This window comes from Kineosporia babensis (assembly GCF_021129305.1).
Taxonomy (GTDB): Bacteria; Actinomycetota; Actinomycetes; order Actinomycetales; family Kineosporiaceae; genus Kineosporia; species Kineosporia babensis.
Window position 1 is genome coordinate 228984 of the sequence record NZ_JAJOMB010000003.1, and the last position, 24179, is coordinate 253162.

Sequence of the window (24179 nt, forward strand, 5' to 3'; positions counted from 1 at the left end):
ACTCCTTCAGCAGCTGTGGCGCAGGACAGCGTCGATGACCGTGCGGTGTTCCTGATCGGTCAGGTTGTAGAACAGCGGCAGACGCAGCAGACGCCGGCTGGCCTCGGTGGTCACCCGGTCGGCACCGCTGAACCGGCCGAAACGTTTTCCTGCTGGCGACGAGTGCAACGGGACGTAGTGCGACGTCGTCATCACCCCTTCGGCCAGCAGCGCCCGGATGAGCCCGGAGCGAGCAGGCACACTGGGTGCCCGTAGCGCGAAGATGTGCGCATTGTGCTGTTCTCCGGGCGGCACCACCGGAAGCCCGAGAGAACTTTCGCTCAGCGCCTCGGCGTAGCCGTTCCAGAGGTCCAGGCGGCGCTCGGTCATGTGCCGGGCCGCCTCCAGATGTGCCAGCAAAAAGGCGGCCTGCACTTCCGACATCAGATGGCTGGACCCCATTTCCTGCCAGCTGTATTCGGGTACCTCGCCCCGGCGGAACCGCGCCCGGTCGGTGCCCTTCTCCTGGATGATCTCGGCCCGCTCGAGGAGGTCGGGACGATTGATCAGGAGAGCTCCGCCCTCGCCCCCGGCGGTAACTCCCTTGGTCTCATGGAAACTCAGGCAGCCGACGTCACCCAGGGTGCCCAGCGCCTGACCTTCCCGTTCCGACAAAAGCCCCTGGGCCGCGTCCTCAATCACCCACAAACCGTGCCGCTGAGCGAAATCCAGGATCGATCGCATGTCACAGCCGACCCCGGCGTAGTGCACCGGCACGACACCCCGAGTCCTTGGTGTGAGCGCGGCCTCGAGCAGGTTCTCGTCGAGATTGAGCGTGTCCGGACGCACGTCGACGAAGACGATCCGGGCTCCCCGCAGGGCGAAGGCGTTGGCCGTGGAGGGAAACGTGAAGCTCGGCATGATCACCTCGTCACCCGGCTCGACCCCGAGCAGAAGCGCCGCCATCTCCAGCGCGGCCGTGCAGGACGGCGTGAGCAGGGCCCGATGACAGCCCAGTTCGTGCTCCAGCCAGGCCTCGCACCGCCGGTTCAGCGACCCGCCACCGCTCAGCCCGTCACCGTCCAGAGCCTCCTGGATGAACGCCAGCTCGGTACCGACCCGGGCGCGCCGGTGGAAGGGAATCATCGGTAGAGCCAGTGGCTGTGCGCCCGAACCTGGGCCTGATGGGCCTGGTACAGGGCGACGGCGCCGAGGTTGCCGTCCTGTGTAGCCACGCGGAGCCGGGACAACCCGCGCTGCACAGACCAGCCCGAAGCAGCCGCCAGCAATGCTGCCCCCACCCCCTGGCGCTGGTGGACCGGAGCAACCGCGAGCAGCCCGATCCGGGCACCGTCGCCGGTCAGCCGTAAGCTCAGCAAGCCCCGGTCGGCGAGCATCAGGCAAGTGTCGTCGTATGCTCCCCGCACGGCGTTGGTGGCCCACTCGGCATAAAGACGCCGTCTTTCGTCCGGCGAGTACCAGGGCTGCGTGAATCGGCTCTGCACCAGCGCGGTAGCGGCTATCTCCCGGACCGTTCCGATATCCCTCGGACCGGCCTCCCGGATCTGCGGATCCACCGGCCCCGGGCGCAGCGGAAGGTCGAAATCGAGTTCACCGACCACGCTCCGGAATCCCGCCTCGACCAGCGGATCAGCCTTACCAGCAGGTACTTTGACCTGGTAGTGGATGCCTTCGGCGAAGGCCAGGACCGGGCCGGCCGGATCGAGGACGACCTCCGCGTGCGGGCGGCCGAAGAGCTCGCTCAACCAGGCGAGTGGCCGTATTCGCCCATGGGCAGACACCATCGAACCACTCCCCCGTCGAACGTCCGATCACCTGCCGACCAAACTTGTCTCAGCGCTTCGGAAAACGCAACATTTTCGGGACGACGGCGAAGAACGCGCCGGGAAGTGCAGGTGTGAAAGAAGGCCATTACCGCGACTTCAACGGCTCCCACCAAGCACGATGAGCCGCATACCACCGGACGGTCTCGCCCAGGCCCACCTCGAGCGAAGTCAGCGGCTCGTAGCCCAGTTCGGCCCGGATCTTGCCGAAGTCGACGCAGTAACGCCGGTCATGCCCTCGCCGGTCCTCGACCGTCCGGACCCGTTCCCACCCGACCCCGCAGGCATCGAGCAGCAGCTGCGTGAGCTCGCGGTTCGTCAGGCCCGTACCACCACCGATGTTGTAGACCTCGCCGGCCCGGCCGCCGGTGGCCACCAGCGCCACCCCTCGACAATGGTCGTCCACATGGAGCCAGTCCCGCACCTGAAGGCCGTCGCCGTACAGCGGAACCCTGTGCCCGTCCATCAGATTCGTGACGAACAGTGGAATCAGCTTCTCCGGAAACTGGTACGCCCCATAATTGTTGGACGATCGAGTCACCACTACATCCAGGCCATAGGTTTGCGCGTACGCACGGGCGATCAGATCACTACCGGCCTTGCTCGCGCTGTACGGCGAGTTCGGCTCCAGCGGCTGCAGTTCGTCCCAGGCGCCGTGCTCGATCGAGCCGTACACCTCATCGGTCGACACGTGAACGAACCGGATGCCCGACGGACCGGCCCGCAACGCCGCATCCAGCAGCGTCTGGGTGCCGAGAACATTCGTCCTCACGAAGTCGCCGGCAGCGACGATCGACCTGTCCACATGCGACTCGGCCGCGAAGTGAACCACCAGGTCGGTCGCTGCCAGCAGAGCATCGACCAGGCTGCGATCCAGGATGTCCCCGACCACCAGCTCCAGATGCGGGCGGACCGGGTCCAAGTTCGCCCGGCTACCCGCGTAGGTGAGCTTGTCAAGCACCGTCACCCGAGCGCCGGCCAGTTCCGGATACCTCCCGGTCACAACGCTGCGCACAAAGTGCGATCCGACAAACCCCGCCCCACCCGTCACGAGAATGCGCATCCCACAGCCCCCTTCGATCGGAGCATTCAGTATGCGGGCCTCCGGCGGCGTGCTCGTGACGAATCTGCGAGGTGCGTCACCGGTCCGACATTCTTCGTCACCGGAACGAAGCGAGACTGCCCGATAGACCCCAACCTCGCCGCCCGTTCGTCTTTTCCCTTGAACCCGTATCCACCATTCACCAAGATCGCTTCGTGCCCACTGTGCGTCGCCGCTTCCTCTTCCTCGTCACCCTGGTCACCGCTGGTCTGCTGTTCGGTTCGCAGGCGCACGCCGAAGAGCCGCCTACCCACCAACGCGGCCCGGCTCCCACCGCAGCGTCCATCGCCGCCGAGCAAGGACCGTTCACCATCTCGCAGGCGTCGATCTCCGGTTCCGACGCCGAGGGTTTCGGTGGGGCCGACATCTATTACCCCACCGACACAAGCCAGGGACGCTTCGGGGCGGTGGCGATGTCGACCGGCTTCATCGCCCAGCGTTCCAGCCTGAAATGGCTTGCCGCGCGCCTGGCCTCGCACGGCTTCGTGGTGGTCAACATCAACACCAAGACCCGCGGCGACCAGCCCGCTCATCGGGGCCGGCAACTGCTGGCCGCGCTCGACCAGGCCACCCAGGACGGCCGGGTGCGCGACCGGATCGACCCCGGGCGGCTCGCCGTTCTGGGTTACTCGCTCGGAGGTGGTGGTGCGCTGGAAGCCGGCCGGCTACGTCCCTCGTTGAAGGCCGCCGTGCCACTGACACCCTGGAGCACCACCCTCTCCTTCCCCGAGAACCGGGTTCCGACCATGATCATCGGCGCCGAGTTGGACACCGTGGCCCCGGTCGACCTGCAGGCCAAGCCGTTCTACCGCAGCCTGCCCGACTCCCCCGGCAAGGCCTACCTCGAACTCGACGACGCCACCCACTTCGCGCCGTTCTTCGCCAACTCCACCATGGCCAAGTACAGCGTCGCCTGGCTGAAGCTGTTCGTGGACGACGACCAGCGCTACCGCCGGTTCGTCTGCCCCGGCCCAGCCCATGACCGCAGCGTCTCCGACTACCGGAACACCTGCTCCTGAAGCGACTGCCCGCCGGAGCATGAGCTGCCCGGTTCAGGTTCTCCCGACCCCCATCAGCGTTCGTAGCTCAATCACCAGCCCACCGGGCCGCCGGCGTCGAAGAAGCTGCCGCTGGGACCGTCGGCCGGCAACGTGGCGGCCTGCACGACCACCTTCGCGCCCTCGGACGGGTGCTGGGTCCCCATGTTGCCGTTCATGTCGGTGGCGTTGAACCCGGGGCAGACCGAGTTGACCTTCACCGGAGTGTCTTTCAGTTCGACGGCGAGCCATCCGGTCAGGGTGCTCACCAGGGTCTTGGAGGTGGCGTAGGCGTAACTCAGGCCGAACTGGGCCAGTGGCTGCTCGGGCGCGGTGAGCATGCTGAGTGATCCCATCGAGCTGCTCAGGTTCACGATGCGCCCGGCCTCCGCCTTGCGTACCAGCGGCAGAAAGGCCTGGGTGACGCGCAGCGTGCCGTAGTAGTTCACGTCGAACGTCTTCTCGATCGTTTCGGGTCGCATGGTGCTGGCCGGGCCCTCCTGGTCGCCGAGGGCGATGCCGGCGTTGTTGATCAGGACGTCCAGGACGCCGCTGCGATCGGCGATGTGCTCCTGGGCGGCCTGGATGCTGTCGGCATCGGTCACGTCGAGCTGGACGAAGCGGACGTCGCCGTCGGCGGCCAGATCCTTCGCGGCCGCTTCGCCGCGGCCGGCGTCTCGGCATCCCAGCCAGACGGTGAACCCCTGCTGAGCCAGCTGACGGGCGGTCTCGAAGCCGATGCCCTTGTTGGCACCCGTGACGAGTGCGGTCTGATGCGTGGTGGTCATGAGAACGATGGTGGATCCGCGGGGGCGTACGATCCATAACGTGACGTCCACAGTTTCTTACGCATCGTCCAGCACTGAGCCGCTGCTGGGCTCCAGCGACCCGATCGCCGGCGCCATTGGCCTGCTCCGCCCCCGTACGGAGGTCTATCCGGACATCAGCGCAGCCGGGTCGTGGGCGTTACAGTTCGAGGCTTTCAAGTACGTAAGGATCGGGGGCATCGACCGCGGCGAGTGCTGGCTGACGTTCGAGGACGGCAGCCGGCCCGTGCGACTGTCCGAGGGCGACCTCTTCCTGCTGGTCAGCCCTCCGGCCTATCGGCTGGCCAGCTCCCTGACCGCCGAACCGCTACCGGCGCAGGCGATGTGGGAGAGCGCCGTGAACGGCCAGGTGCGCATCGGCGCCGAGGCCGATGAGGATTTCGGCGCGTGCGGTGGGCAGTTCTGGTTCGACGAGGCCAACGCCGCGATGCTGACCGACGTGCTGCCCCGGCTGGTTCACGTCAAGGCCGGCGACCGGAGCAACGGTCAGCTCGCCCTGGTGGCCCAGCTTCTCAGCACCGAGGTGAAGAACCAGAGCGTCGGCAGTTCTCTCGTGCTGGACCACCTGGCGCAGGTGCTCTTCGTGCATGTGCTGCGCGCCCATGTCGACCAGAGCGAGCATCCGATCGGCTGGCTCGGCGCACTCTCGGACGACGGCATCGGTGCCGCCCTGCGCGCCCTGCACGCCGACGTCTCCCACCGCTGGACGCTTCAGGAGCTGGCCACGCTCGCCCGGATGTCCCGCTCGGCGTTCGCGGCAGCCTTCAAGAAGCGGCTCGGCACAGCACCTCTGGACTACCTGATCCAGTGGCGCATGAGCCTCGCCCGGGACGCCCTGCGCCGCAACACCCACTCCATCTCCGAACTCGCCGTTGCCACCGGCTACGAGTCCGAAAGTGCCTTCAGCACGGCCTTTCGGCGGGTGGTCGGCGCCTCGCCCAAGCAGTACCGCGATGCCTCGGGCAGCTGACCCGACCGCAGCCGGCCCGCAGGCGGCCGCAGTCGGGGATCGCCCGGGGGTCAGCCAGGGATGACGACCTTCCACTTCGTGGTCAGCTTGTCGCCGTACTCCAGGCCGTTCTTGCCCAGATTCAGCTTCAGCTCGCCGTTCTCACGACTGATCACGTACCCGTCGCCGGACTTCGAGAAGGCGAACTCCAGGTTCTCCTCGCCGGTGTCGCACTCCCCCGCCACGATCGGCGAAGGGCTGATCTCGTCCTGGTCCGGGGCGCGCCAGCACAGCGGCTCCAGCTCACCCGAACCGTCGGTGCCCTTCACCTGGTACAGGTCACCACCCAGGGACTCGAAGGTGAACAACTGACGCCCGGTGTCGTCGTCCGTCATCGACAGGCCTTCGTCCTCCAGCGTCAGCCCTCCCTCCAGAACATCGGCCGGCACGATCGTCGCACCCAGGCCGTCCTCCGGCAGTTCCTCGTCCGTGGAGGTCGGCGTGCTCTTCTCGACCGCCTCGACCGGCGCCGCGCTGGTGGTCGCAGCCACCGCCGTGCTGTCCACGGATTCCGGCTCGTTCCCCGCGCCCGATGCCGACTCCGACCCGCAGGCCGACGTGACCAGCGCACCGATCGCCAAGAAGCCTGCCGCGGTGATTCCCTTGAGCCGTACCATGACCACTCTCCTGTCTGTCGCTGTCGGGGGTGACGTGGGCGCTGCCGTAGCGCCCTACAGACTGAGATGCGGTCGAACCCGGATTGGGTCGAAAGGATCTTGAAAGAATCTGGGCAACCGGCTTTCAGAAGGTGGATCCGCCGGAGAGCAGCAACGCCTGACCGCTGACGTAGCCCGCCAGATCCCCGGCGAAGTACTCGGCCGCATCCGCTGCGTCGTCAGGACGGCCAAGTCGTTGCCCGAAGCGCAGCCGGGCGAAGAACTCGTGCTCCGGGGCGTCGTCGGCCAGATCGGTGAACACGCCCGCGCCTGCGCTCGGGGACGGAAGGATCGTGTTCACCGTGACTTGCCGATCGATCAGCTCGACCGCCAGCACCCGGACCAGCTGGCGGGCCGCCGCCTTGCTGGCCGAGTACAGCCCGGTCCCCGGCACCGGCGAGGCCGTGCTGCTCGAGCCGATCAGGATGATCCGGCCCCCGTCGCTCACGTACTTCGCGGCCTTCTGCAGGGTGAAGAACGCGCCCTTGGTATTGGTCCCGAAGAGCCGGTCGAACTGCTCCTCGGTGGCCTCGACGGCCGGCTGGTCGACCAGCTCGAGCCCCGCGTTGGCCACCACGATGTCGACCTGGCCGAAGCGTTCCAGCGTGGTCCGGAACAGCCGCTCGATCTCCCCGACCTGGGAGACGTCCGCCTTCACGGCGATGACCTCGGCCTTCCCCACCGCCTGGCAGTCGGCGACGGCCTGCTTGGCCGCCTCCTCGTTGCCGAAGTAGTTGATCACGACGCGGGCGCCGAGCGCGGCGTACCGCACGGCGATCGCCCTGCCGATCCCGCGAGCTGATCCGGTGACGATCGCAACCTTGCCGCTCAGGTCGGTCATGGTGTGCTGTGCTCCCTCCGTGGATGCGACGAGTATCGGACAAATCGACCGGCCTTGGGGTCCTTATCCCTGGCCTGGCTCAGACCAGCCAGGCCAGGGTCCGCCCCTGCGACCAGCTGCGGCCGACCGCCAGAGCCACCGTTGAGGCATGCTCGAACACACTCAGCCCGATCGTGCTGTGCCCGGAGGCGCGACGATCCCCCATGGTCGGTACCGCCGGAGCCACCCCCACCCCTTCCACCGAGACCCACGCCACCGGCCGGTGGGTGGCGGCCTCGTCCAGGCAGTGCAGGAACCGCAGACGGGCCTCCAACGACAAGTGCGACAGCGCCCAGGTAGTGGTCACCACCGGCAGGACATCGGCCGGCACCTCGGCGAGGGCCTCCGGCAACCTCTCATTGATCACACCCGCCAGCCGGCGCACCGGCGATCGGACCGCCAAGTCCAGCTCGGCGTTCAGAACCGCCATCTGCTCCTGGTGATCGGGCCACACCCCGGCCCGTAACCACCGGGCCTGATCCGCATCGGTCAGATCCAGCGGATCAGGGGCCACCACCGTCCGGCTGACCACCTCCGGCAGCGGCTGCGACGGGATCGGCCGCTCCCCCACTACCTGCGCGCTCATCTGCACCGGAGATGACGGATCACCCAGCCGCCGACCACTGCTGTAACTCAGGCCCACCCGATCCAGATTCAGGTTCAGGCCCGCAGCCCGCCCCACATCGATCAGGGCGATGGCCCCGGCCCCGACCCGCAGGGCGGCCTCTGCCACCGCCGGGTACAACACCGCGCAGCGCCCGTTCTCCTTGGTGAGAACAGGACGACGCCCGGCCGTCGCGATCACTTCCTCGATACTGCCCAGCAGGGTCTGAACCGCAGCCCGACCGGCGGCCGGGGCATCACCCTCGGCGTAGGCCCGAGCCAGCTCCGGAGCCCGACCGGCCAGGGCACGATCATGCAAAGCAGCCAGAACCGCCGAAGGCCCCCGCTGAGCAGCCGGCTCGAGAACCTGCATGGCCTCGGGCGACTCACCCAGGGCCCGGGCCACCTGCTCGTACAACGGCGCGTTCTCGGCCTGGGCAACCTCGGCCGCACGAAGATAGGCCTCGGGCAGAGACCGCTTTCGCCCCGCTGTCTTGTTCACGCCGAATACCCCACCGTCTCAACGACATAGACCGAACCGTCGACCCTACCTCAGTCATCGTTCCGCACCCGCCAATGTCCTCAGCAAGGCCGGCTCGTCCACCGGTGCTCCTCAGGCGCTGACGGTCAGCAGCACTCCACAGGCGAGAAAGGTCAGGTAGGCGCCCGTTCCTCGCCCTGGCGCGGTCACCAGCATCCGGCGAATCAGCACTACAGCCGACGCTGCCGCGCACAGCACCCCGCCCGCCACCGCGTAACGCGGTTCGCCCAGGCCCAGGACGATGAGCGCCCCGGTGACCAGGGCGAAACCGGCGATCAGCCAACGTACCGGCTCCACGACCCGCCACCCGGTCACCTCCCACATCCTCTGCCGCCAGACCTCCAGACCGAGCAGCGCCGACAGCGCCACGAGGAACAGTTCAAGGAGCAGAATGATGGACGCTACCCACGCAACGACGTTCATGGGTGCAATTCAAACCTGATCAGCCTCAACCGGACACCAGAACCGCGAGGATCGAGCCCAGGACGTTCGTCGGCCGGCATCGCACTGGGTCTTCAGCGCCCGGCCGGGCTGCAGGCTGCGACGAAGCGAGCGATCCGGATCGAGGTCTGTTCAGTTCTCCAGGCCAGGCGCACCCGGGCCGGCGCCAGGCCCTGGACCTTGATCAGCCGGATGCTCTGCGGGAGCGCGACCTCCTGCACCATGGGCAGCGGCATGAACGCGATCCCGTCACCGTGGCCGACATGGACGAAAAGCTGTAACAGGTCTTCCACCTCGGGCCCGGCCAGAGGAGCACCGTCCAGCCAGTAGACGCGCTCCGGCGCGGTGCTTCCGGCCCAGCCGATGACCCGGTCCGCCAGCAGATCGGTGCGATCGACGACGGATCGCCCGGCCAGAGGATGGTCTCCGGGCACCACGGCAACCCGTTCCTGGGTGGTGACCAGGGCGGTGTCCAGCCCGGTCTCATCGAATTCGCCACTGAGCAAGGCTATGTCGACCGCCCCGGAACGCAGCGACTCCAGTTGCGTGCGCCAGTGGGACATGACGGGCTCGATGTGCTCTCCCGGATCGGCTGCGATCAGCGTGCCGAGCATCTCGTAGTCGCAGGCGCGGGCGCCGACCCGGACCGGAGGCCGTAGCGCACTGGCTTCCTGAGTCTGCCGGACCGCGGTAGCCAGATCCCGATGGATCAACCGGGCTCGGTCGACCAGGACTTCACCGGCCGCGGTCAGAGCGCTCCCCCGCGGCAGCCGGTCCAGCAGCGAGACTCCCACCGAGCGTTCGAGGGTGGCGATGGCCCGGCTCAGCGCGGGCTGGGTCATTCCCAGGCTGGCGGCGGCGTGCGAGATGCCGCCCTGCTCAGCCACGGCGATCAGATAACGCAACTGGCGAAGCTCCACATCCGGCACCCCACCAGTCTGACATGCCCAGCAAGCATGGCTCCGTATGCCGGAACAGGTCTGGCTGCCTTCCGGCGGAAGCCGAAGACTTGCCCGCATGACAGTCGTTTTCGTCCACGGAGTACCGGAGACACCGGCCCTCTGGGAAGCCGTCCGCAACCAGCTTCCCGTTGACAGCGTGGCCCTGAGGCTCCCCGGCTTCGGCTCACCTCACCCGCCGACCCTGACCGACAAGAACGCCTACGCCGCCTGGCTCGCCGAAGAACTGCAGAAGATCGGCGGGGACATCGACCTCGTAGGCCATGACTGGGGCGGTCACCTGGCCATGCGCGTGGTGTCCGCCTTCCCCGAGGCAGGCGTCCGTAGCTGGGTCTCCGACGTCGCCTACGGCTGGCATCCGGACTACCAGTGGCATCCGATCGCGGCCCTGTGGCAGCAGAGTCCGGAAGGGGAGCAGTTCCTCGCCTCCGTCCGGTCGGGAGTCCCCGGCACCTTCGGCCAACTGCTGGGCCCACGCGGCCTGACGGCCGAAGTGGGCGACGACATCGACGCCGCCCATGACGAGAGCATGGACGCCGCGATCCTGGCCCTCTACCGCTCGGCCCAGCCGAACTTCCACGCCGACTGGAATCCCGGGTCCATCGACGTTCCGGGGCTCGTCCTGGTGCCGACCGGCGATGTGATGGACGGGGTCGACCCGGCCGACGTCCTTCTCCAGAACCAGGAGGTCGCGCGCATGACCGGTGCTCGCCTGCAGGAACTCAACGGCGTCGGGCACTACTGGATGCTCCAGAACCCCGAGCTCGCGGCGGACACCTTGCGTGCGTTCTGGGCCGAACTCCCCTGACCGAGCGGTCGCCGGCGGCCCAGGACCAGCTGGGCCGCCGGCGACCGCACCTCAGCCTTTCAGCAGGCCTTGTCCTGCTTCGGGCGCTCACCGGAGACCAGGAACTGCGTGACTGCCGTGTCCGCGCAGGCATCGCCCAGCAGCAGGTAGCTCACGTGCCCACCCTGATCCGCGGTCACCATCCGGGCCCGGTCGCCGAAGGCCTCCTGCAGCTTCTGGGCCCCGGACAGCGGCGTTGCCGGGTCTCGCAGGTTCTGCAGGATCAGGACGTTGTCCGGGCCCTCGGCGTTGATCTGCACCGGTTCTTCCACCGGCTCGCTCGGCCAGTAGGCGCACGGCGTGATGTTCGCACCCGCGGCCCCGAACATCGGGTAGCCCTCCCGGTCGGCCTGCACGTTGCGCTGGTAGACCGCCACGTCCTCCGGCCAGTTGGAGTCGTTGCAGATCACGTGCAGCTGGCTGGCCAGATAGTTGTCCGCCGGCGCGTCCGAGGCGGCGGGGGTGGGCGCATCCCCGGTGGCTTCCTCGCCCATCGGCTCGCCCTGGTCAAGAGACTGCCAGATGGACGCCAGCAGCTCCAGTTTCGTGTCGAAGTAGAGGTTGCTGAAGGTGATCTGGCGGAACAGGACGCCGGTGACGCCTTCGTCGGTGGGCCTGCGGTCGAGCTTCTCGGCCAGCTCGAAGTACTTCTTCTCCACCCGCTCCAGAGTGCTGCCCAGGCCGAGCTCGGGATGCGCGGCCACGTACTTCGCGAAGTCCGGGAAGCGGTCCTGGAAGCCTTCCCCGAACAGCCGGGAGAACTCCTGGTCCCAGCCGCCCGGGCCGGTCGCACTGTCGAGCATCACCCGGTCGGTGCTCTCCGGGAACAGGCTGGTGTAGACCGAGCCCAGGTAGGTGCCGTACGAGATGCCGAAGTAGGACGCCTTCTCCTCCCCCAGCGCCTGGCGCACCTGGTCCAGATCGCGCGCCGTGTTGGCGGTGGTGATGTACGGCAGCACATCGGCGCTCGCGGACTGCCCGCACTTCTGCGCGACGGTCTCGGCGACCTTCGCAGCGGCCGCGACATCTGCGTCAGCGGCGGCGTAGGGCGGGATGTTCGACAGGTACCCGTCGGCTGCCTCCAGGTCACAGGTGACCGGCGTGCTGCGCCCCACCCCACGCGGATCAATGCCGATCACGTCGTAGGTGTCCAGCACGCTCTGCGGCAGGCCCAGCTGTTTCAGCACTGCCGGGTACGAAAGCCCTTCCCCACCGGGGCCTCCGGAGTTGGTCAGCAGCACACCGCGCCGCTTCTGCGGGTCCGAGCTGGCCAGCCGGGAGACCGCGATCTCGATGGTCCTGCCTTCCGGCTCCTGGTAGTTCAGCGGAACGTCCATCGTGGCGCACTCCAGGCCGGACTTGGCCAGATCATCGAGGCACTCGCCCCAGGTGATCGGCGGCGGCGTCGGAGCACCCATCTCCGGCTCACCCGAGTTCGGGCCGGTGCAGGCCGAGCAGGTCAGCAGCGCGGCGGCGGTCAGGGCCCAGAGTGTTTGACTACGCATTCTCTCCATCACTTCTCGAATCGTTCACAGCACGGCAGCGACGTCCCGGTCCTTGGCCGCCACCCCCTTCTCGCGGCCGGTGGCCAACTGGGCCAGCGGCCGAAGTCGCGGCGAACTCAGCAGCCGCACCATGAGCGAGCGCAGGACGACCTCGCGGCGGTTCTTGGGCGTGAACTTGATGCGTTCATGCTCGACCGCGTCCTGGTGCTCCTGGATGAACGGCCGCATCCGGGCTTCCCAGGCCGGCAGGGCCCGGGCCGGGTCGTGGGCGTTGCGCTCCAGCATGGTGCCCAGCAACTCGGCCCCGGCCAGGGCAGCCGAAGCTCCCATACCCGAGTAGAGCGTCAACGACCACGCCGCATCACCCACCAGCGCCACCCGTCCTCTGCTCCACTTCGGCATCCGGACCTGGACGGTCGAGTCGAACAGCGGATCGGGATCCTCCTCGTAGCGCGCGAAAAGGCTTTCGAGAAGGTCGCCGGTGGGCTCGGGACCGAAGGCCCGGCGGATCGACTGGGCCGGTGGCCGGGTGAACTCGGCGTCCACGTCGCCGGTCCGGTACGTGAACAGCAGGCTGGGAGCGCGGTCGGCGAAGGGGAAAGCCATGACGGACCGGCCCGGTTCGGCCAGGACCAGTCCCTCGCTCTCGGTCAGGCCGTCGATGGGCCGGTCCAGGAGAGTGGCTCCGACGATGTAGTTCAGCGGATGCAGGAACGAACTACGGCCGAAAACCATGTCCCGAACGCTGGATCGCAGACCGTCGGCGCCGATGACCAGGTCGAAGTCCTGAACGGACTCGCGGTTGCCGGAGCGCAGGACGACCCGGGCTCTTTCACCGTTCTCCCGGATCCGTAAAGGTACTGTGTCGTAGCGAATCTCCAGATCGCCGGGCAGCGCGGAGAACAGGCCGGCCTCCACGTCGCCCCGGATCAGGGCCAGCGGGCCTTGGGCAACGAAACCCGGCCGCCGTCGTCCTTCACGGTCGACTTCCCACGACTTGGTTTCGGGACCGCTGCGGTCGCCGATCGCCTCGAGCACCCCCAGTCGCTGGGCCGAGGCCTTCCCGGCCCCGAAGAGCCAGATCAAATGGCCACCGGTGCGGCGCTGCGGCGAACGTTCGACGATCACCGGCTCCCAGCCGATCTGGTGAAGCCTCAGCGCCGTGGCCATACCGGCGATGCCCAGCCCGACGATCAGAGCTTGCGGACGTTTGCCGGCAGTGTTCTTGTCGGTGTCCATCAGCCCTGGCGGAGTCGGTCGCGGAACTGCTGGTGCGCCCGGAATCCGTACAGTTTCCAGGCCAGGCGGATCGGGGCAGGGAGCGCGGACATGATCAGCTCCTTCTCCCGCGGGGTGGCGTCCTCCAGAGCGAAGCCGAGCTGGATCAGCGAGGTCTTCGGGTTCTTGGCCACCATGCCGGAACGGGCGCGGACGTTGAACGTCTCCCATTCCGCCGGGGTCAGGCTGTCCGGGACCAGCGGCAGCAGGGAACGCTCCTCGTCGTCGAGGTGCTCGTCCAGGACCGTGGAGGCCTGGGCCAGGACGTCGGCCAGTTCGTCCCGGGCCGCGGCCGAGGCGCTCGCCCGCCACTGGGCGTTGAGTTCGTCGAGCCGGTCGAGCAGAACCGCCAGACGCTGGTGCTGGGACTCCATCCGGACCACGACTTCGGAGTCCGGCGGGATCACACGCTGCAGCATGAGCGGCCAGACGAGTTCGTCCTCGGCCTCGTGATGGTCGTGCACCGCCGCCGCGATCCGGTGCAGGTGGTCGCTGACCAGCCGGGTCCGGGGCCGGTCAGCGTCGGCGACGGCCCGGATGATCCCGGGCAGGATGCGTAACTCTCGTCGGTAGATCTTGTGGGCGAACACCATCTCCCAGGTGTCGATGCCCGTCGGGACTGTCGTCATGGCCCTCAGGCTGCCCCGATGGCCTTGCAGACTTGTTGCAACCTATGCTCGGGCCGTGGTGATCTGCCGGGTTCTAGGACCGCTCGAGGTCGTCGCCGGCGGCATTCAGGTGCAGGTGGGCGGCCCGCAGCCGCGTCGTCTGCTGCAGACCCTGGTGATGGCGCGCGGCGAACCGGTGTCGGAAGACCGCCTGGCCGAGGCCGTCTGGCCGGACGAGCCACCGGCCAACCCGAGTGCTTCGCTGCGGGCCTACATCTCCCGGCTGCGCCGCACGCTCGGTACCGAGACCCTCACCCATGGTCCCGGCGGCTACGCACTCGAAGCCGACTCGGACGTCCTTCAATTCGAGGCCCTGCTCGCCCGGGCCGGGAAGGCGATCCGGCCGAGCGAGGCGCTACCGGCGTTCCGCCAGGCCCTGGAACTGTGGCGGGGAAGCCCTTATCCCGATTTGCCGGCTTTGGCCGAACCTGCGCGCCAGGACCTGGAACAGCGACACGCGACCGCGATCGAAGACCAGGCCGCCGCGCTTCTGGCGGCCGGCGACGCGCCAACTGCGGTGCATCAGCTGCGCGCCGCCGTACACGACGATCCGTATCGCGAACGTCGCTGGGAGTTGCTGATTCTCGGGCTGTACCGGAGCGCCCGCCAGAGCGAAGCCTTGGCCGCGCTGCGTGAGGTGCGGGCGTTGCTCGCCGACGACCTCGGCGTGGATCCCGGTCCCGAACTGCAGAACCTTGAGCGACGCCTGCTCGCTCAGGACCCGGCCCTCCTCCTGAGCGCCACCGCGCGAACGACTGCACCGCAACGTCCTTTGACCCGATTTGTCGGCCGCGAACGCGAAATGGGCCTGCTGTCGGAGGGAATGGCCAGATCTCGATTGATGACGCTGGTGGGCCCCGGTGGTTCGGGCAAGACCCGGCTGGCGGTGGAATGGGCTCCGCAGGCACCGCTGGCCCGGCTCGCGGACGTCCGTTCGCCCCTGGATCTACCCTCCGCGATCGCCCTTGCACTGGGAATGACCGAGACGCCCGCCGAATTCACCGGTCTGAGCGGTCTGCTGGTGCTGGACAACTGTGAGCACCTGACCGACGCGGTGGCCGACCTGACCGTGGCGCTTCTGGCGGGCAGTCCTGAGCTACGGATCCTGGTCACCAGTCGTGAAGGGCTCGGCATCGACGGTGAGCACCTGCTGCCGGTCGATCCGCTGCCGGCGCCGGACTCGGTGGCGCTGCTGGTCGACCGGATTGCGGCCGTGCGGCCGGGCTGGCGGCCCGATCCGGTCGAGGCCAATGATGTGGCCCGGCTGGCCGAGGCGCTGGACGGCGTTCCGCTGGCTCTCGAACTGGCCGCCGCCCGAGCCCGGGTGATGGGGCTGGGCGAGATCGTCGAACTGCTGGGTTCCAGATTTCCTGAACTGGGCCGGATTCCGCGCAATGCGCTGACCCCGCACCGGACGCTTGAGGCGACCGTGGCCTGGAGTGTGGATCTGCTGTCGGAGCCGGAACGGGCCATGCTGCTGCGGCTGTGGCCTTTTGAGGGTGGTTTCTCGCTCGAGGCGGCGGCTGCTGTGGGCTGTGATCTGACCGGGCTCTCGTCGCTGGTCGCCCGCTCGATCGTCAGCGCCGACACCGGGATGGTCCCGACCCGCTACCGGCTGCTGGAGATCATGCGCGCCTACTGCCGCGAGCACGACCCCGATGCTGCGGGAAGTGCTCTCCTGCATGCTGTCTGGAGTCGTGAGCTGGTTGCCCGGACGGTGGACGATCTGCGCGGGCCCCGTTCTGCCCGTGCGATCCGGGTGCTGAACCGGGAGCTGCCGAATCTGCGGGCCGGGCTGGCCCACGACCTGGCTGCCGCTCCCGCAGATGCTCTGCACACGGCGGCTCTGCTGGAATGGTTCTGGCTGCGAGCCGATCACATCACCGAGGGCCTGCGCCTGCTCGACCAGGCTCTGGCCGGTGCTCCCGAGGCACCGAATCTGGACCGGGCGCGGGCCTTGTCGGCCCACGGCACGTTGTCCTGGCTGAGCGGAGATCTGCTGCAGAGCAAGCAGCTGGTCGGGCGCGCGATCGAGGTCCTGGGTGCGGCCCATGCAGACGAGGAGCAGCGCCTGCTCGGCCAATTACGCTACTACGAGGGCCTGCTGCACATCTTCGCCGGTGACTACCGAGCCGCCGAAACCAGTGCCCGGGCCTCGGTCACGCTGGCGCGTGCCACCGATCACACCTGGTTCGGCACTCTCCCCCAGCTCGTCCTCGGCGCTGCGCTGGACGGGCAAGGACGTACGCATGAGGGCCGGACCATCCTGCTGGAGGCCAACCGCCGGGCCCAGGAGCATGGCTACGGCTGGGCCGGGGCCTTCGGCAACATGCTGCTGGCCCGCTCCTTGCTGGCCGATGATGCGGGGGCCGCTCTCGATCCGCTGGGCGAGGCGCTGAGGCTCTTCGAACGGGAGAACGACCCCAGCCTGATGTTGTCCTGCCTGGTCTACGGCGCCCTGGCGTTACTGCGCAGGGACCGTCCGCTCGACGGTGCCACGTTGCACGCAGCCGCTTTCCGTCACGCCGCCCGCCGCGGCATCCGCTTGTCCAAGGCCGATCCCATCATTGTCGAGGCCCTGGAAACCGCGGTAGCGGAACTGGACTCGACGGTTGCGGCCTCGGCCACGACCGCCGCCGCAGAGCTTTCGGAAGAGGCGGCGATCGGCCTGCTGTCGCAGGTGGCCCAGGCTCAGTAGCGCTCCACCTCGACCGGCGCACCATCTACGGTGAGCGTGACCTCGCCCGTGCGGTACTCGTCCTTCGTGACTGTGTCCACCCAGAGCCCCGGGGCGATCTCCGCCAGCGGACGATCACTGCCGCCGGATGCGATCCGGGCCGCTTCAGCCTGTGGTGCGCTGACGATCACCACCGCTTTCGACGGGTCCGTGATCCAGTCGTTCGTGGTGATCAAGACTTTCGGCTCGACGGGCAGATCCCCGGTCCGGCTCCGGTCGTCGCCACCGTTGCGCAGCATGTCCTCCGCGGCCGAGTCGGCCTGCCCCAGCCAGAACGTCCGGTGCCACCTGTTCTTCCGGAACCTGTCGTCGGCTTGGTAGAGCACCACGGCGTAACGGGTATGGTCGGCCAGATCCCCGGCGGCGACAACCTTCACCTGATGCCTGGAAGCTATCTTCAGCGATCCATTGCTCAGCTCGGTCTCCGACGAACGGACACGCCGCTCCAACTCCGCGATCCACTCCTTGTCCTGGGCCAGCGTCCCCCTCGTCTCCCCCGGGTACCCGGCTTCCTCCACCACCGACTGCGCGGTGCTGGTGGCCGACGGAGTACTCATCACGGTTGCCTGATCGGGCCTCTCGAACGCCGATCCGGTCAGCGTCTCGACCCCGATGACGACCGCCACCACGACCCCGGCCAGAGCAATCCCACTGTTGCGGGTGATCTGCCGTCGCCGGCGGCGCTGGATGGCGGTGCTCACGCCCGGGAACGGTTCGGACCGTTCCGACACCTGCCCGGCCAGCCGCTGCAGCCGATCCACGACCTCGTCCTCGGTCTTCATCGGTGCGCTCCTTCGGTCGTGGCCGCCAGGGCCGTGCGTAGCTTTGCCATTCCCCGGCTCGCGGCACTCTTGACCGCCCCGGTCGAGCAGCCGAGCAGCTGCGCGGTCTCCGCCTCGGAGCGGTCCTCCAGATAGCGCAGGACCACCACGGCGCGCATCGTCGGCGGCAGCGACCGCAGCGCCGCCACCAGCTGATAGTCGATCTCGCCGAGCTGGTGAGAGCCGAGCTCGACCGCCGGATGAACGGCCGAGTCCAGACTCACCTCCCGGATCCGCCGTTTGCGGCGCCAGGACAGCGCCGCGTTCACCACCGCCTTGCGCACATACGGTTCGGGGTTGTCGTTCCTCAGCCGCCCCCAGCGGGAATGGACCCGCGCCAGGGCCTCCTGCACGCAGTCCTCGGCAATCCCCAGGTCGACGGTGATCAGGTACGCGCTCTGCACCAGTGCCGGCCAGCGCGCGGTGACGAACTGCCGGAAGTCGGCGTCGTCGTCCATTGATGGTCCTCTCCTCATCGCCAGTCCCTCAGAAACACCACGCGGACCGGGACGGCTGAGGTTGCTGCACCGAGGTACCAATTCTGGTCACGTCGGCGGGACTCTCGCTGGAGGGATGGTGGTACGGCTGGAGGATCAGGTTCTGTCGAAGACGCAGGGCAGATCGCCGCGGGTGGTTCCCGTCGTCGGGAACCACCCGCTCAGCCAGGTCAGGCCTTGCGCTGCATGCTGGAACGGGCCGGATTCCCCTGCTCAGCCTGCTTCGGGTCGGTCTCGTCCTGCTTGGCTCGCACCCCCGCCTCGACCTTCGCGCCCAAGTCCTTGTCCACCTGGCTCCAGTAGTCGAACGCCCGGGCCAGGATCGGCTCGGTGACCCCGTTCAGCAGGTGGCCGACGATGTTGGTGACCAGACGCTCGCGGGCGGCCTCGTCCATCACCTCACGCACCAGCGTCCCCGCCTGGCCGAAATCGTCGTCCTCGGCGTGCAAGGTTGCGGCAGCGCGGACCATCTCACCGTCGGAGGCCCAGGTACCGCCGTCATCCGTCCGGGCCGGATCGGCCACCGGGCCGCCGTAGGAGTTCGGCGCGTACACCGGGTCGGGCACGTTCTTCACCCGCATCGCGCCGTCCTTGGAGTACGCGTGCGTCTCCACCTTCGCCGAGTTGACCGGGATCTGCTTGTAGTTCACCCCCAGCCGGGCCCGGTGCGCGTCCGAGTAGCTGAATCCCCGGGCCAGGAGCATCTTGTCGGGCGACAGACCGGTACCGGGCACGACGTTGTTCGGTTCGAACGCGGCCTGCTCGATCTCGGTGTGGTAGTCGGTGACGTTGCGGTTCAGGGTCAGCCGGCCGACCTCGTGCAGCGGGTAGTCGCCGTGCGGCCAGACCTTGGTCAGGTCGAACGGGTTGAACCGGTAGGTCTTGGCCTCCTCGAACGGCATCACCTGCACCTTCAGCGTCCAGGTCGGGAACTGCCCGTCGCGGATGTGCTCGAACAGGTCACGCTGGTGGTAGTCGGTGTCCACCGCGGCCATCTGGTCGGCCTCGTCCTGGGTGAACGTCTCGATACCCTGATCGGTGACGAAGTGGTACTTCACCCAGAACCGTTCCCCGGCGGCATTGATCCACATGTACGTGTGGCTGCCGTAGCCGTTCATGTGCCGCCATGTGCGGGGGATACCCCTGTCCCCCATCAGCCACGTCACCTGGTGCGCCGACTCCGGCGAGAGCGACCAGAAGTCCCACTGCATGTCGTGATCACGCAGATTGTTGTCCTGGCGCCGCTTCTGGGAGCGGATGAAGTGCTGGAACTTCATCGGGTCCCGGATGAAGAACACCGGCGTGTTGTTGCCGACCAGGTCGAGGTTGCCGTCGCGAGTGTAGAACTTCAGCGCGAAACCCCGCGGATCACGCCAGGTATCGGGTGATCCGCGCTCGCCGGCCACAGTTGAGAACCGGGCCAGGACGTCGGCCTGCTCTCCCGGCGAGAAGACCGCGGCCCGGGTCCAGGCGCTGACGTCGGCGGTCACCTGGAACGAGCCGAACGCCCCGCCGCCCTTGGCGTGCGGCTGACGCTCGGGAATGCGCTCGCGGTTGAAATTGGCCATCTGCTCGATCAGGTAGTGGTCCTGAAGCAGCAGCGGCCCGTCCGGCCCGACGCTCAGCGAATGCTCGTCGCTGGCCACCGGCACACCGGCGTCCGTGGTCGTGAAAGGGCGTTCTGTGCTGGTCATGCCCGATACCTCCAATGATCTGGACCGACTCAAGGCTGCCGGAACCACCGATGATCGCCAGCGCAGGTGCCCCCGGTCCGGGCCCGCAGCCGTCGGTAGGCTTTCAACTGCGGGACGATCGGGGGTGGAACCCGCCCTGGTGCCCCATGGCAGTTGGACCGAACCACGGACAGGAGCTTGTGTGTCTGCCCCGGCAACCCCGTCCGCCTATGCAAGTCTGTCCTCGCTCGCCCAAGACACCCCGATCGGGGACGCGCGTCAGATGCTGCTGCGCCGGCTGGCCGAGGTCACCGGAGCAGGGCAGGTCACGCTGTGGGCCGCGACCTGGCCCGGGTCAGGCCGGCTTCGCCCCGCGCAGAGCTGGCCGCGAAGCGAATCCAGCGATCTAACAGTTGATCAGGCCGCGCTGCTGGCCCGTGACGACCTCAGCACCGTTGCGCTGCAGGACGGTGAGCAGCTGTACGGAGCCCTGGTCCTCGACGGAAAGCTCAGCCGGTCACAGCGGAAGCAACTGTTCGACACCGCCAACTGCCTCCGGGTTCTCCATCAGCGGGAACGTCTGCGAGACAGGCTGAACCAGCAGCATGAGCACACGTCCCGGCTCGCGGGGGAGGCGCTGGACGCGTCCCGGCGGCTCGACGGGGTACGTGCCCTCGAACGTCGACGGGTGGCGGCCGAGATTCTGGCGTTCAGCCACCGTCGGCTGCGGCCGATCCGGGCTCGGCTGGAGGATCCCCAGGGCGATCTCAAGGGGCTGCGGGCCCGGCTCGACTCCACCGTGAAGGACTTCCGGACCCTGGTCCGCGGGATCCATCCACAGATCCTGCGCAGTCAAGGACTGCGGGCAGCGCTGGGTGAGGTGGCGGCCCCCTACAAGGGACGGGTCCAGGTGACCGGAAGCGTCCCGGCCCGGCTGGACCACGAAGTCGTTTCTGCGCTGTACCAGCTCGCGTCCGCAGCGGTGCAGAGCCTGGCCGGGACCAGCAGCGAAGTCGCGCTCGCGCTGGAGCACCGTCACGGTGATCGACCGGTCCCAGGACTTCAGGTGCGGCTGGTGGCGCGGACCCAGACGTCTGAATCGGCAACGCGCGCTGCCCTGGCGATGGATACGGATCGGCTGGTCGCACTGGGTGGCCGGGTCCAGATCCGCCGGGAAACAGATCGCAGCGAAGTGCTCGCCTGGGTCCCGGACCGGCTGGAGCCCGCGGCCCGGGCCGCCCTGGCTGCTTCGGGAAGCCTGTACGCCCGGGTCCGGGCGCAGGCGCTGGGACTCGTCGCCTGGTACTCCGAAGGACCAGGCTCGGCCGATGCCCGGCGGCTGCTGAGCCGGCTGGAGGATCCGGTCCGGGTGGCCTTCCTCAACGAACGCGCTGCCCGGGACCGACCAGGACTGGTGTTCGTGCCGATGAACGAGGACCCGGACGTGATTCTGCGGCGATCCCCGGGCAACGTCGAGGTGCTGCTACCGGAAGTCACTCCCCCGCTGGCCAGGGGCCTGGAGCTGGAGGATGTGCTGGCGGCCGAGGTGCTGGCCCGTGCCGATCTGCTGCGGGCCCGCACCGCCCTGGCCGCGATGACCCGGCTGGTGCGTAACACGCCGCCGGCGCAGCCGAGGCGCGGTGTCCTGGCCCCGGATCTGGCCGGCCTCACCCGGGAGATGACCGAGCTCGTTCAGGCCATCAGCTCGGTCACCGATCGCGGCGGGCGCGCAGATAGGTGAGGACGGCCAGGACCCGGCGGTGGTAGGACGTGGCATCGGTGGGCAGCCCCAGCTTGGCGAAGATCGCGGCCACGCTCTTCTCCACCGCCTTCGCCGAGATCTCCAGCTCCCGCACGATGCCGGAGTTGGAACGGCCCTCGGCCATCAGCCGCAGCACCTCGATCTCCCGCGCGTTCAGCGTGCCCAGGGCGTCCGGCTGCCCGACCGGGTTGCCGACCAGTTGCTCGGCCACCTCGGACTCGATCACGATCTCCCCGGAGGCCACCCGCTGCATGGTGTCGCGCAGCGCGTCCAGGCTGGCGACCTCGTCCTTCAGCCGGTAGCCGATGGCCCCGGTGCCGATCTTCAGGATCTCCATCAGGTAGTGCGCCTCGGCGTAGTGCGACAGCAGGAGCAGCCCGGTCCGGGGATGCCGGGCCCGCAACCGCCGGGCCGTGACCAGACCGCCGTGCGGGCCGGGCGGCATCCGGATGTCCAGCACCGCCACGTCCACCGGTTCGGTCTCGATCAGCTCAGCCAGCGCGTCCCCGTCCTCCACCGCCCCGACCACGGTGTGCCCGGTCCCTTCCAGCAGCATCACCAGGCCTTCGCGGAACAGGGCTCCGTCTTCGGCAACAGCGACTCGCAGGGGCGTGGGCGGCTGGGCGAGTGTCACGAGGGCATTCCTTGTCCGGACGGCAGTGGCGGGCGGAGCCGCTCGGGCGAGCCCACGGCGACGAAGATACCCCGATCGCCCCAACCGCAGCTCAACGCCCAACAGTAGGGTTTACCCCCCGGGGTCTGCCCCGCGGCCTAGGTCCCCACTCCTCACGGGCTCACCCCGTATCCCTGGCCGGAGTACTCCTGCCAGGCTCGAAACATGCAGAAGAGGACGGAAATCCAGCCGGTCCGACCGCCCGCCGGAGTGGTTGCGATCGGCCCTTCCCCCCAGGAACAGCGGTTCGTCGACCTGGTGCTGGCCCACCGCCCGGGTCTGCTCACCTACGCGACGCGACTGGTCGGAGGGGACGCCCGGCAGGCCGAGGACCTGGTCCAGGAGACCTTCCTGCGGGCCTGGCAGCGGATCGACCAGCTGACCCCGGAGAACGGTTCGGTCATCTTCTGGCTGCGCCGGGTGGCCGGCAATCTGGCGATCGACCGCTACCGGATGCGGCAGGCCCGGCCCGCCGAGACGGAACTGCTCCCGCAGGACTACCCGGTCCGCAGCGACGGTACCGACCAGATCGTCGCCGGGGTGATGCTGAACGACCTGCTGGACACCATCCAGCCGGACCACCGGGCGGTGGTCGAGGAGGTCTACCTGCGTGACCGGACGATCGCCCAGGCCGCCCAGGCCCTCGGGGTTCCGGCCGGGACGGTCAAGAGCCGGCTGTTCTACGCCCTGCGCAAGCTGCGCGACAGTGCGCAGGAGAACGAGCTGCAGCAGGCCTGCTGAGTCAGTACGGGATGAAGCCCAGCACCACCGTGCCGGCCCCGGCCGCGGTCCGGATCTGCAGGTGCCCTCCGGCCGCGACGATACGGCGGCGCATGTTGGCGACGCCGGCGGTCTGCTCCGCGAGTCCCTCGCCCATCCCCGGCCCGAAGTCCGTCACCGAGAACTCCAGCCCGCTCGGGACCTGGGCCAGACGGGTCACGATCTCGGCTCCTGGAGCATGCTTGCGGGCGTTGTTGGCAGCTTCCAGGCAGATGAAGTAGACGGCCAGTTCCACCACCGGCTCGTACCGCCGTCCGGCATCCCATTCGGAGACGTCGAGGGTCACCGGGGCGCTGTTGAACTCGGCGCGCAGGGCCGGCAGGATCCCCTCGCCGATCAGAAGGGCACTGCCCTCACCGGTGGTGGCCCGCAGCGAACTCTCGGCCTTCCCCAGCCCGTCCAGCAGACGCTCCCGATGCTTGCGCTGCCCTTCCCGGTCGCCCTTGGCCGTCACCATCTCCAGCAGGCTGAGGCCCATCGAGAGAGCAACCAGGTGATGCTGCGCCCCGTCGTGCAGGTCGTGCTCGATCGCCTGGCGTTCGGCGTCCCGCTCGACGAAGGTCCGGCGACGCATCGCAGCGACGCGTTCGGCGTGGTTGCGCGCCTCGTGCAGGGAGCGGTCCAGCTCGGCCTGCATCGGTACCGAGGACAGCAGCAAGCCCAGCAGATCCACCAGGTCTTCCAGCAGCCGTCGGCGCTGGAGGCCCAGCGGAACGGCCGGTAGCCCGAGCGCCAACCGGCCGACCGATCTTCCTTCGGCCTGCAGCGGTTTCGACTGCGTGCGGCCAGAACTGCGCGGCATCGGGTCCGGCCATACGTACTCTCGGCCGTCGGCCAGGACGAGACCGGCCCACCGCAGACTCAGGCCCTGCCCGATCCGGCGGCACAGTTCTGGCAGATGGACGCCTCCGGAACCGGGGTCGAAGGTGGCGATGTCCTCCAGCAGCGAGTCCTCGCTCCGGCTCGATCCGGCGGCCATCGATGCCTGCCCGTCCTTTCCCTACCCGAATCTGGAACCGGCCCTTACTTGATTAGCCCCGGCCAGAAGGCGTGACTACCC

The 24179-nt window shown here is 68.4% G+C and carries 23 protein-coding genes; 6 read left to right on the plus strand and 17 right to left on the minus strand.

The genetic code is table 11. From position 1 onward, the window contains the following. Positions 1 to 6 precede the first annotated feature (6 nt). The 3 genes from rffA to rfbB all read right to left on the minus strand — a co-directional run bounded on the left by rffA (position 7) and on the right by rfbB (position 2886). Positions 7 to 1125 carry a dTDP-4-amino-4,6-dideoxygalactose transaminase gene (rffA, locus tag LR394_RS06915; protein WP_231439660.1) on the minus strand — a complete coding sequence of 373 codons (1119 nt, stop codon included), beginning with the start codon at positions 1123 to 1125 and terminating at the stop codon, positions 7 to 9. Beyond that, positions 1122 to 1745 carry a GNAT family N-acetyltransferase gene (locus LR394_RS06920; RefSeq protein ID WP_231439662.1) on the minus strand — a complete coding sequence of 208 codons (624 nt, stop codon included), beginning with the start codon at positions 1743 to 1745 and terminating at the stop codon, positions 1122 to 1124. Before LR394_RS06920 ends, rffA begins: the two co-directional genes overlap by 4 nt. Positions 1746 to 1911: 166 nt before the next feature. Further along, complete coding sequence (gene rfbB / locus LR394_RS06925) at positions 1912 to 2886, minus strand: dTDP-glucose 4,6-dehydratase (RefSeq protein ID WP_269328773.1); 975 nt, start codon at positions 2884 to 2886, stop codon at positions 1912 to 1914. 194 nt (positions 2887 to 3080) lie between these two features. Here rfbB and LR394_RS06930 point away from each other — a divergent pair, with 194 nt between their 5' ends. Beyond that, on the plus strand, positions 3081 to 3944 hold the full coding sequence (locus tag LR394_RS06930; protein WP_231439666.1) for an alpha/beta hydrolase family protein: 864 nt from the start codon (positions 3081 to 3083) through the stop codon (positions 3942 to 3944). A 71-nt stretch (positions 3945 to 4015) separates the two neighbouring features. On the opposite strand, the gene LR394_RS06935 is transcribed toward LR394_RS06930, so the two are convergent. Continuing rightward, positions 4016 to 4750 carry an SDR family oxidoreductase gene (locus LR394_RS06935; RefSeq protein ID WP_231439668.1) on the minus strand — a complete coding sequence of 245 codons (735 nt, stop codon included), beginning with the start codon at positions 4748 to 4750 and terminating at the stop codon, positions 4016 to 4018. Between the two features lie 40 nt (positions 4751 to 4790). Here LR394_RS06935 and LR394_RS06940 point away from each other — a divergent pair, with 40 nt between their 5' ends. Next, positions 4791 to 5759, plus strand: a complete 969-nt coding sequence (locus LR394_RS06940) for an AraC family transcriptional regulator (protein ID WP_231439670.1) — start codon at positions 4791 to 4793, stop codon at positions 5757 to 5759. Between the two features lie 50 nt (positions 5760 to 5809). Here the strand turns inward: LR394_RS06940 and LR394_RS06945 are convergent, their stop codons facing one another. The 5 genes from LR394_RS06945 to LR394_RS06965 all read right to left on the minus strand — a co-directional run bounded on the left by LR394_RS06945 (position 5810) and on the right by LR394_RS06965 (position 9848). Next, positions 5810 to 6415, minus strand: coding sequence for a hypothetical protein (locus LR394_RS06945; protein ID WP_231439671.1), 606 nt, complete (start codon positions 6413 to 6415; stop codon positions 5810 to 5812). Positions 6416 to 6539: 124 nt separating this feature from the next. Further along, entirely contained in the window at positions 6540 to 7295 is a 756-nt protein-coding gene (locus LR394_RS06950; protein ID WP_231439672.1) for an SDR family oxidoreductase, read from the minus strand. Between the two features lie 79 nt (positions 7296 to 7374). Then, positions 7375 to 8439 (minus strand): DUF2332 domain-containing protein, encoded by a 1065-nt coding sequence (locus LR394_RS06955; RefSeq protein ID WP_231439673.1) that lies wholly within the window; start codon positions 8437 to 8439, stop codon positions 7375 to 7377. A gap of 111 nt (positions 8440 to 8550) precedes the next feature. Further along, positions 8551 to 8901 (minus strand): hypothetical protein, encoded by a 351-nt coding sequence (locus LR394_RS06960; protein ID WP_231439674.1) that lies wholly within the window; start codon positions 8899 to 8901, stop codon positions 8551 to 8553. 92 nt (positions 8902 to 8993) lie between these two features. Continuing rightward, positions 8994 to 9848 carry a LysR family transcriptional regulator gene (locus LR394_RS06965; protein WP_231439675.1) on the minus strand — a complete coding sequence of 285 codons (855 nt, stop codon included), beginning with the start codon at positions 9846 to 9848 and terminating at the stop codon, positions 8994 to 8996. A gap of 88 nt (positions 9849 to 9936) precedes the next feature. Between LR394_RS06965 and LR394_RS06970 the strand changes: the two genes are divergently transcribed. Continuing rightward, the gene (locus tag LR394_RS06970) at positions 9937 to 10686 is read left to right on the plus strand and encodes an alpha/beta fold hydrolase (protein ID WP_231439677.1); all 750 of its coding nucleotides are present in this window, start codon (positions 9937 to 9939) and stop codon (positions 10684 to 10686) included. Positions 10687 to 10745: 59 nt separating this feature from the next. Here LR394_RS06970 and LR394_RS06975 read toward each other — a convergent pair whose 3' ends face one another. Genes LR394_RS06975 through LR394_RS06985 form a run of 3 tightly spaced genes read right to left on the minus strand, consistent with a single transcriptional unit; the run spans position 10746 to position 14137 of the window. Beyond that, entirely contained in the window at positions 10746 to 12230 is a 1485-nt protein-coding gene (locus LR394_RS06975) for an alpha/beta hydrolase (protein ID WP_231439679.1), read from the minus strand. Between the two features lie 24 nt (positions 12231 to 12254). Then, a complete protein-coding gene (locus tag LR394_RS06980; protein WP_231439682.1) occupies positions 12255 to 13469 on the minus strand; it encodes an FAD-dependent monooxygenase in 1215 nt (404 codons plus the stop codon). After that, a complete protein-coding gene (locus LR394_RS06985) occupies positions 13469 to 14137 on the minus strand; it encodes a hemerythrin domain-containing protein (protein WP_231439684.1) in 669 nt (222 codons plus the stop codon). The genes LR394_RS06980 and LR394_RS06985 overlap by 1 nt, the downstream gene beginning before the upstream one ends. A 55-nt stretch (positions 14138 to 14192) precedes the next feature. Between LR394_RS06985 and LR394_RS06990 the strand changes: the two genes are divergently transcribed. Then, the gene (locus LR394_RS06990) at positions 14193 to 16874 is read left to right on the plus strand and encodes a BTAD domain-containing putative transcriptional regulator (protein WP_231439686.1); all 2682 of its coding nucleotides are present in this window, start codon (positions 14193 to 14195) and stop codon (positions 16872 to 16874) included. On the opposite strand, the gene LR394_RS06995 is transcribed toward LR394_RS06990, so the two are convergent. The 3 genes from LR394_RS06995 to LR394_RS07005 form a co-directional block, all read right to left on the minus strand. Then, a complete protein-coding gene (locus tag LR394_RS06995; RefSeq protein ID WP_231439688.1) occupies positions 16868 to 17695 on the minus strand; it encodes a hypothetical protein in 828 nt (275 codons plus the stop codon). The genes LR394_RS06990 and LR394_RS06995 overlap by 7 nt on opposite strands. Continuing rightward, a complete protein-coding gene (locus LR394_RS07000; RefSeq protein ID WP_231439690.1) occupies positions 17692 to 18192 on the minus strand; it encodes a SigE family RNA polymerase sigma factor in 501 nt (166 codons plus the stop codon). Before LR394_RS07000 ends, LR394_RS06995 begins: the two co-directional genes overlap by 4 nt. Before the next feature lie 209 nt (positions 18193 to 18401). Then, a complete protein-coding gene (locus LR394_RS07005) occupies positions 18402 to 19925 on the minus strand; it encodes a catalase (protein WP_231439692.1) in 1524 nt (507 codons plus the stop codon). A gap of 181 nt (positions 19926 to 20106) precedes the next feature. Here LR394_RS07005 and LR394_RS07010 point away from each other — a divergent pair, with 181 nt between their 5' ends. Next, the gene (locus tag LR394_RS07010) at positions 20107 to 21645 is read left to right on the plus strand and encodes a hypothetical protein (protein WP_231439694.1); all 1539 of its coding nucleotides are present in this window, start codon (positions 20107 to 20109) and stop codon (positions 21643 to 21645) included. Here LR394_RS07010 and LR394_RS07015 read toward each other — a convergent pair. Further along, on the minus strand, positions 21614 to 22273 hold the full coding sequence (locus LR394_RS07015; protein WP_407937003.1) for a response regulator transcription factor: 660 nt from the start codon (positions 22271 to 22273) through the stop codon (positions 21614 to 21616). The two genes, LR394_RS07010 and LR394_RS07015, sit on opposite strands and share 32 nt — an antisense overlap. A gap of 231 nt (positions 22274 to 22504) precedes the next feature. Here LR394_RS07015 and LR394_RS07020 point away from each other — a divergent pair, with 231 nt between their 5' ends. Next, a complete protein-coding gene (locus tag LR394_RS07020) occupies positions 22505 to 23080 on the plus strand; it encodes a sigma-70 family RNA polymerase sigma factor (RefSeq protein ID WP_231439698.1) in 576 nt (191 codons plus the stop codon). Between the two features lies 1 nt (position 23081). On the opposite strand, the gene LR394_RS07025 is transcribed toward LR394_RS07020, so the two are convergent. After that, positions 23082 to 24098 carry a sensor histidine kinase gene (locus LR394_RS07025; protein ID WP_231439700.1) on the minus strand — a complete coding sequence of 339 codons (1017 nt, stop codon included), beginning with the start codon at positions 24096 to 24098 and terminating at the stop codon, positions 23082 to 23084. Positions 24099 to 24179 lie beyond the last annotated feature (81 nt).

Coding starts and splice junctions, on each gene's coding strand:
- rffA (WP_231439660.1), bottom strand. CDS start 1,125: ATGATTCCCTTCCACCGGCGCGCCCGGGTCGGTACCGAGCTGGCGTTC.
- rfbB (WP_269328773.1), bottom strand. CDS start 2,886: ATGCGCATTCTCGTGACGGGTGGGGCGGGGTTTGTCGGATCGCACTTT.
- LR394_RS06935 (WP_231439668.1), bottom strand. CDS start 4,750: ATGACCACCACGCATCAGACCGCACTCGTCACGGGTGCCAACAAGGGC.
- LR394_RS06945 (WP_231439671.1), bottom strand. CDS start 6,415: ATGGTACGGCTCAAGGGAATCACCGCGGCAGGCTTCTTGGCGATCGGT.
- LR394_RS06950 (WP_231439672.1), bottom strand. CDS start 7,295: ATGACCGACCTGAGCGGCAAGGTTGCGATCGTCACCGGATCAGCTCGC.
- LR394_RS06960 (WP_231439674.1), bottom strand. CDS start 8,901: ATGAACGTCGTTGCGTGGGTAGCGTCCATCATTCTGCTCCTTGAACTG.
- LR394_RS06970 (WP_231439677.1), top strand. CDS start 9,937: ATGACAGTCGTTTTCGTCCACGGAGTACCGGAGACACCGGCCCTCTGG.
- LR394_RS06975 (WP_231439679.1), bottom strand. CDS start 12,230: ATGCGTAGTCAAACACTCTGGGCCCTGACCGCCGCCGCGCTGCTGACC.
- LR394_RS06980 (WP_231439682.1), bottom strand. CDS start 13,469: ATGGACACCGACAAGAACACTGCCGGCAAACGTCCGCAAGCTCTGATC.
- LR394_RS06985 (WP_231439684.1), bottom strand. CDS start 14,137: ATGACGACAGTCCCGACGGGCATCGACACCTGGGAGATGGTGTTCGCC.
- LR394_RS06995 (WP_231439688.1), bottom strand. CDS start 17,695: ATGAAGACCGAGGACGAGGTCGTGGATCGGCTGCAGCGGCTGGCCGGG.
- LR394_RS07000 (WP_231439690.1), bottom strand. CDS start 18,192: ATGGACGACGACGCCGACTTCCGGCAGTTCGTCACCGCGCGCTGGCCG.
- LR394_RS07005 (WP_231439692.1), bottom strand. CDS start 19,925: ATGACCAGCACAGAACGCCCTTTCACGACCACGGACGCCGGTGTGCCG.
- LR394_RS07020 (WP_231439698.1), top strand. CDS start 22,505: ATGCAGAAGAGGACGGAAATCCAGCCGGTCCGACCGCCCGCCGGAGTG.
- LR394_RS07025 (WP_231439700.1), bottom strand. CDS start 24,098: ATGGCCGCCGGATCGAGCCGGAGCGAGGACTCGCTGCTGGAGGACATC.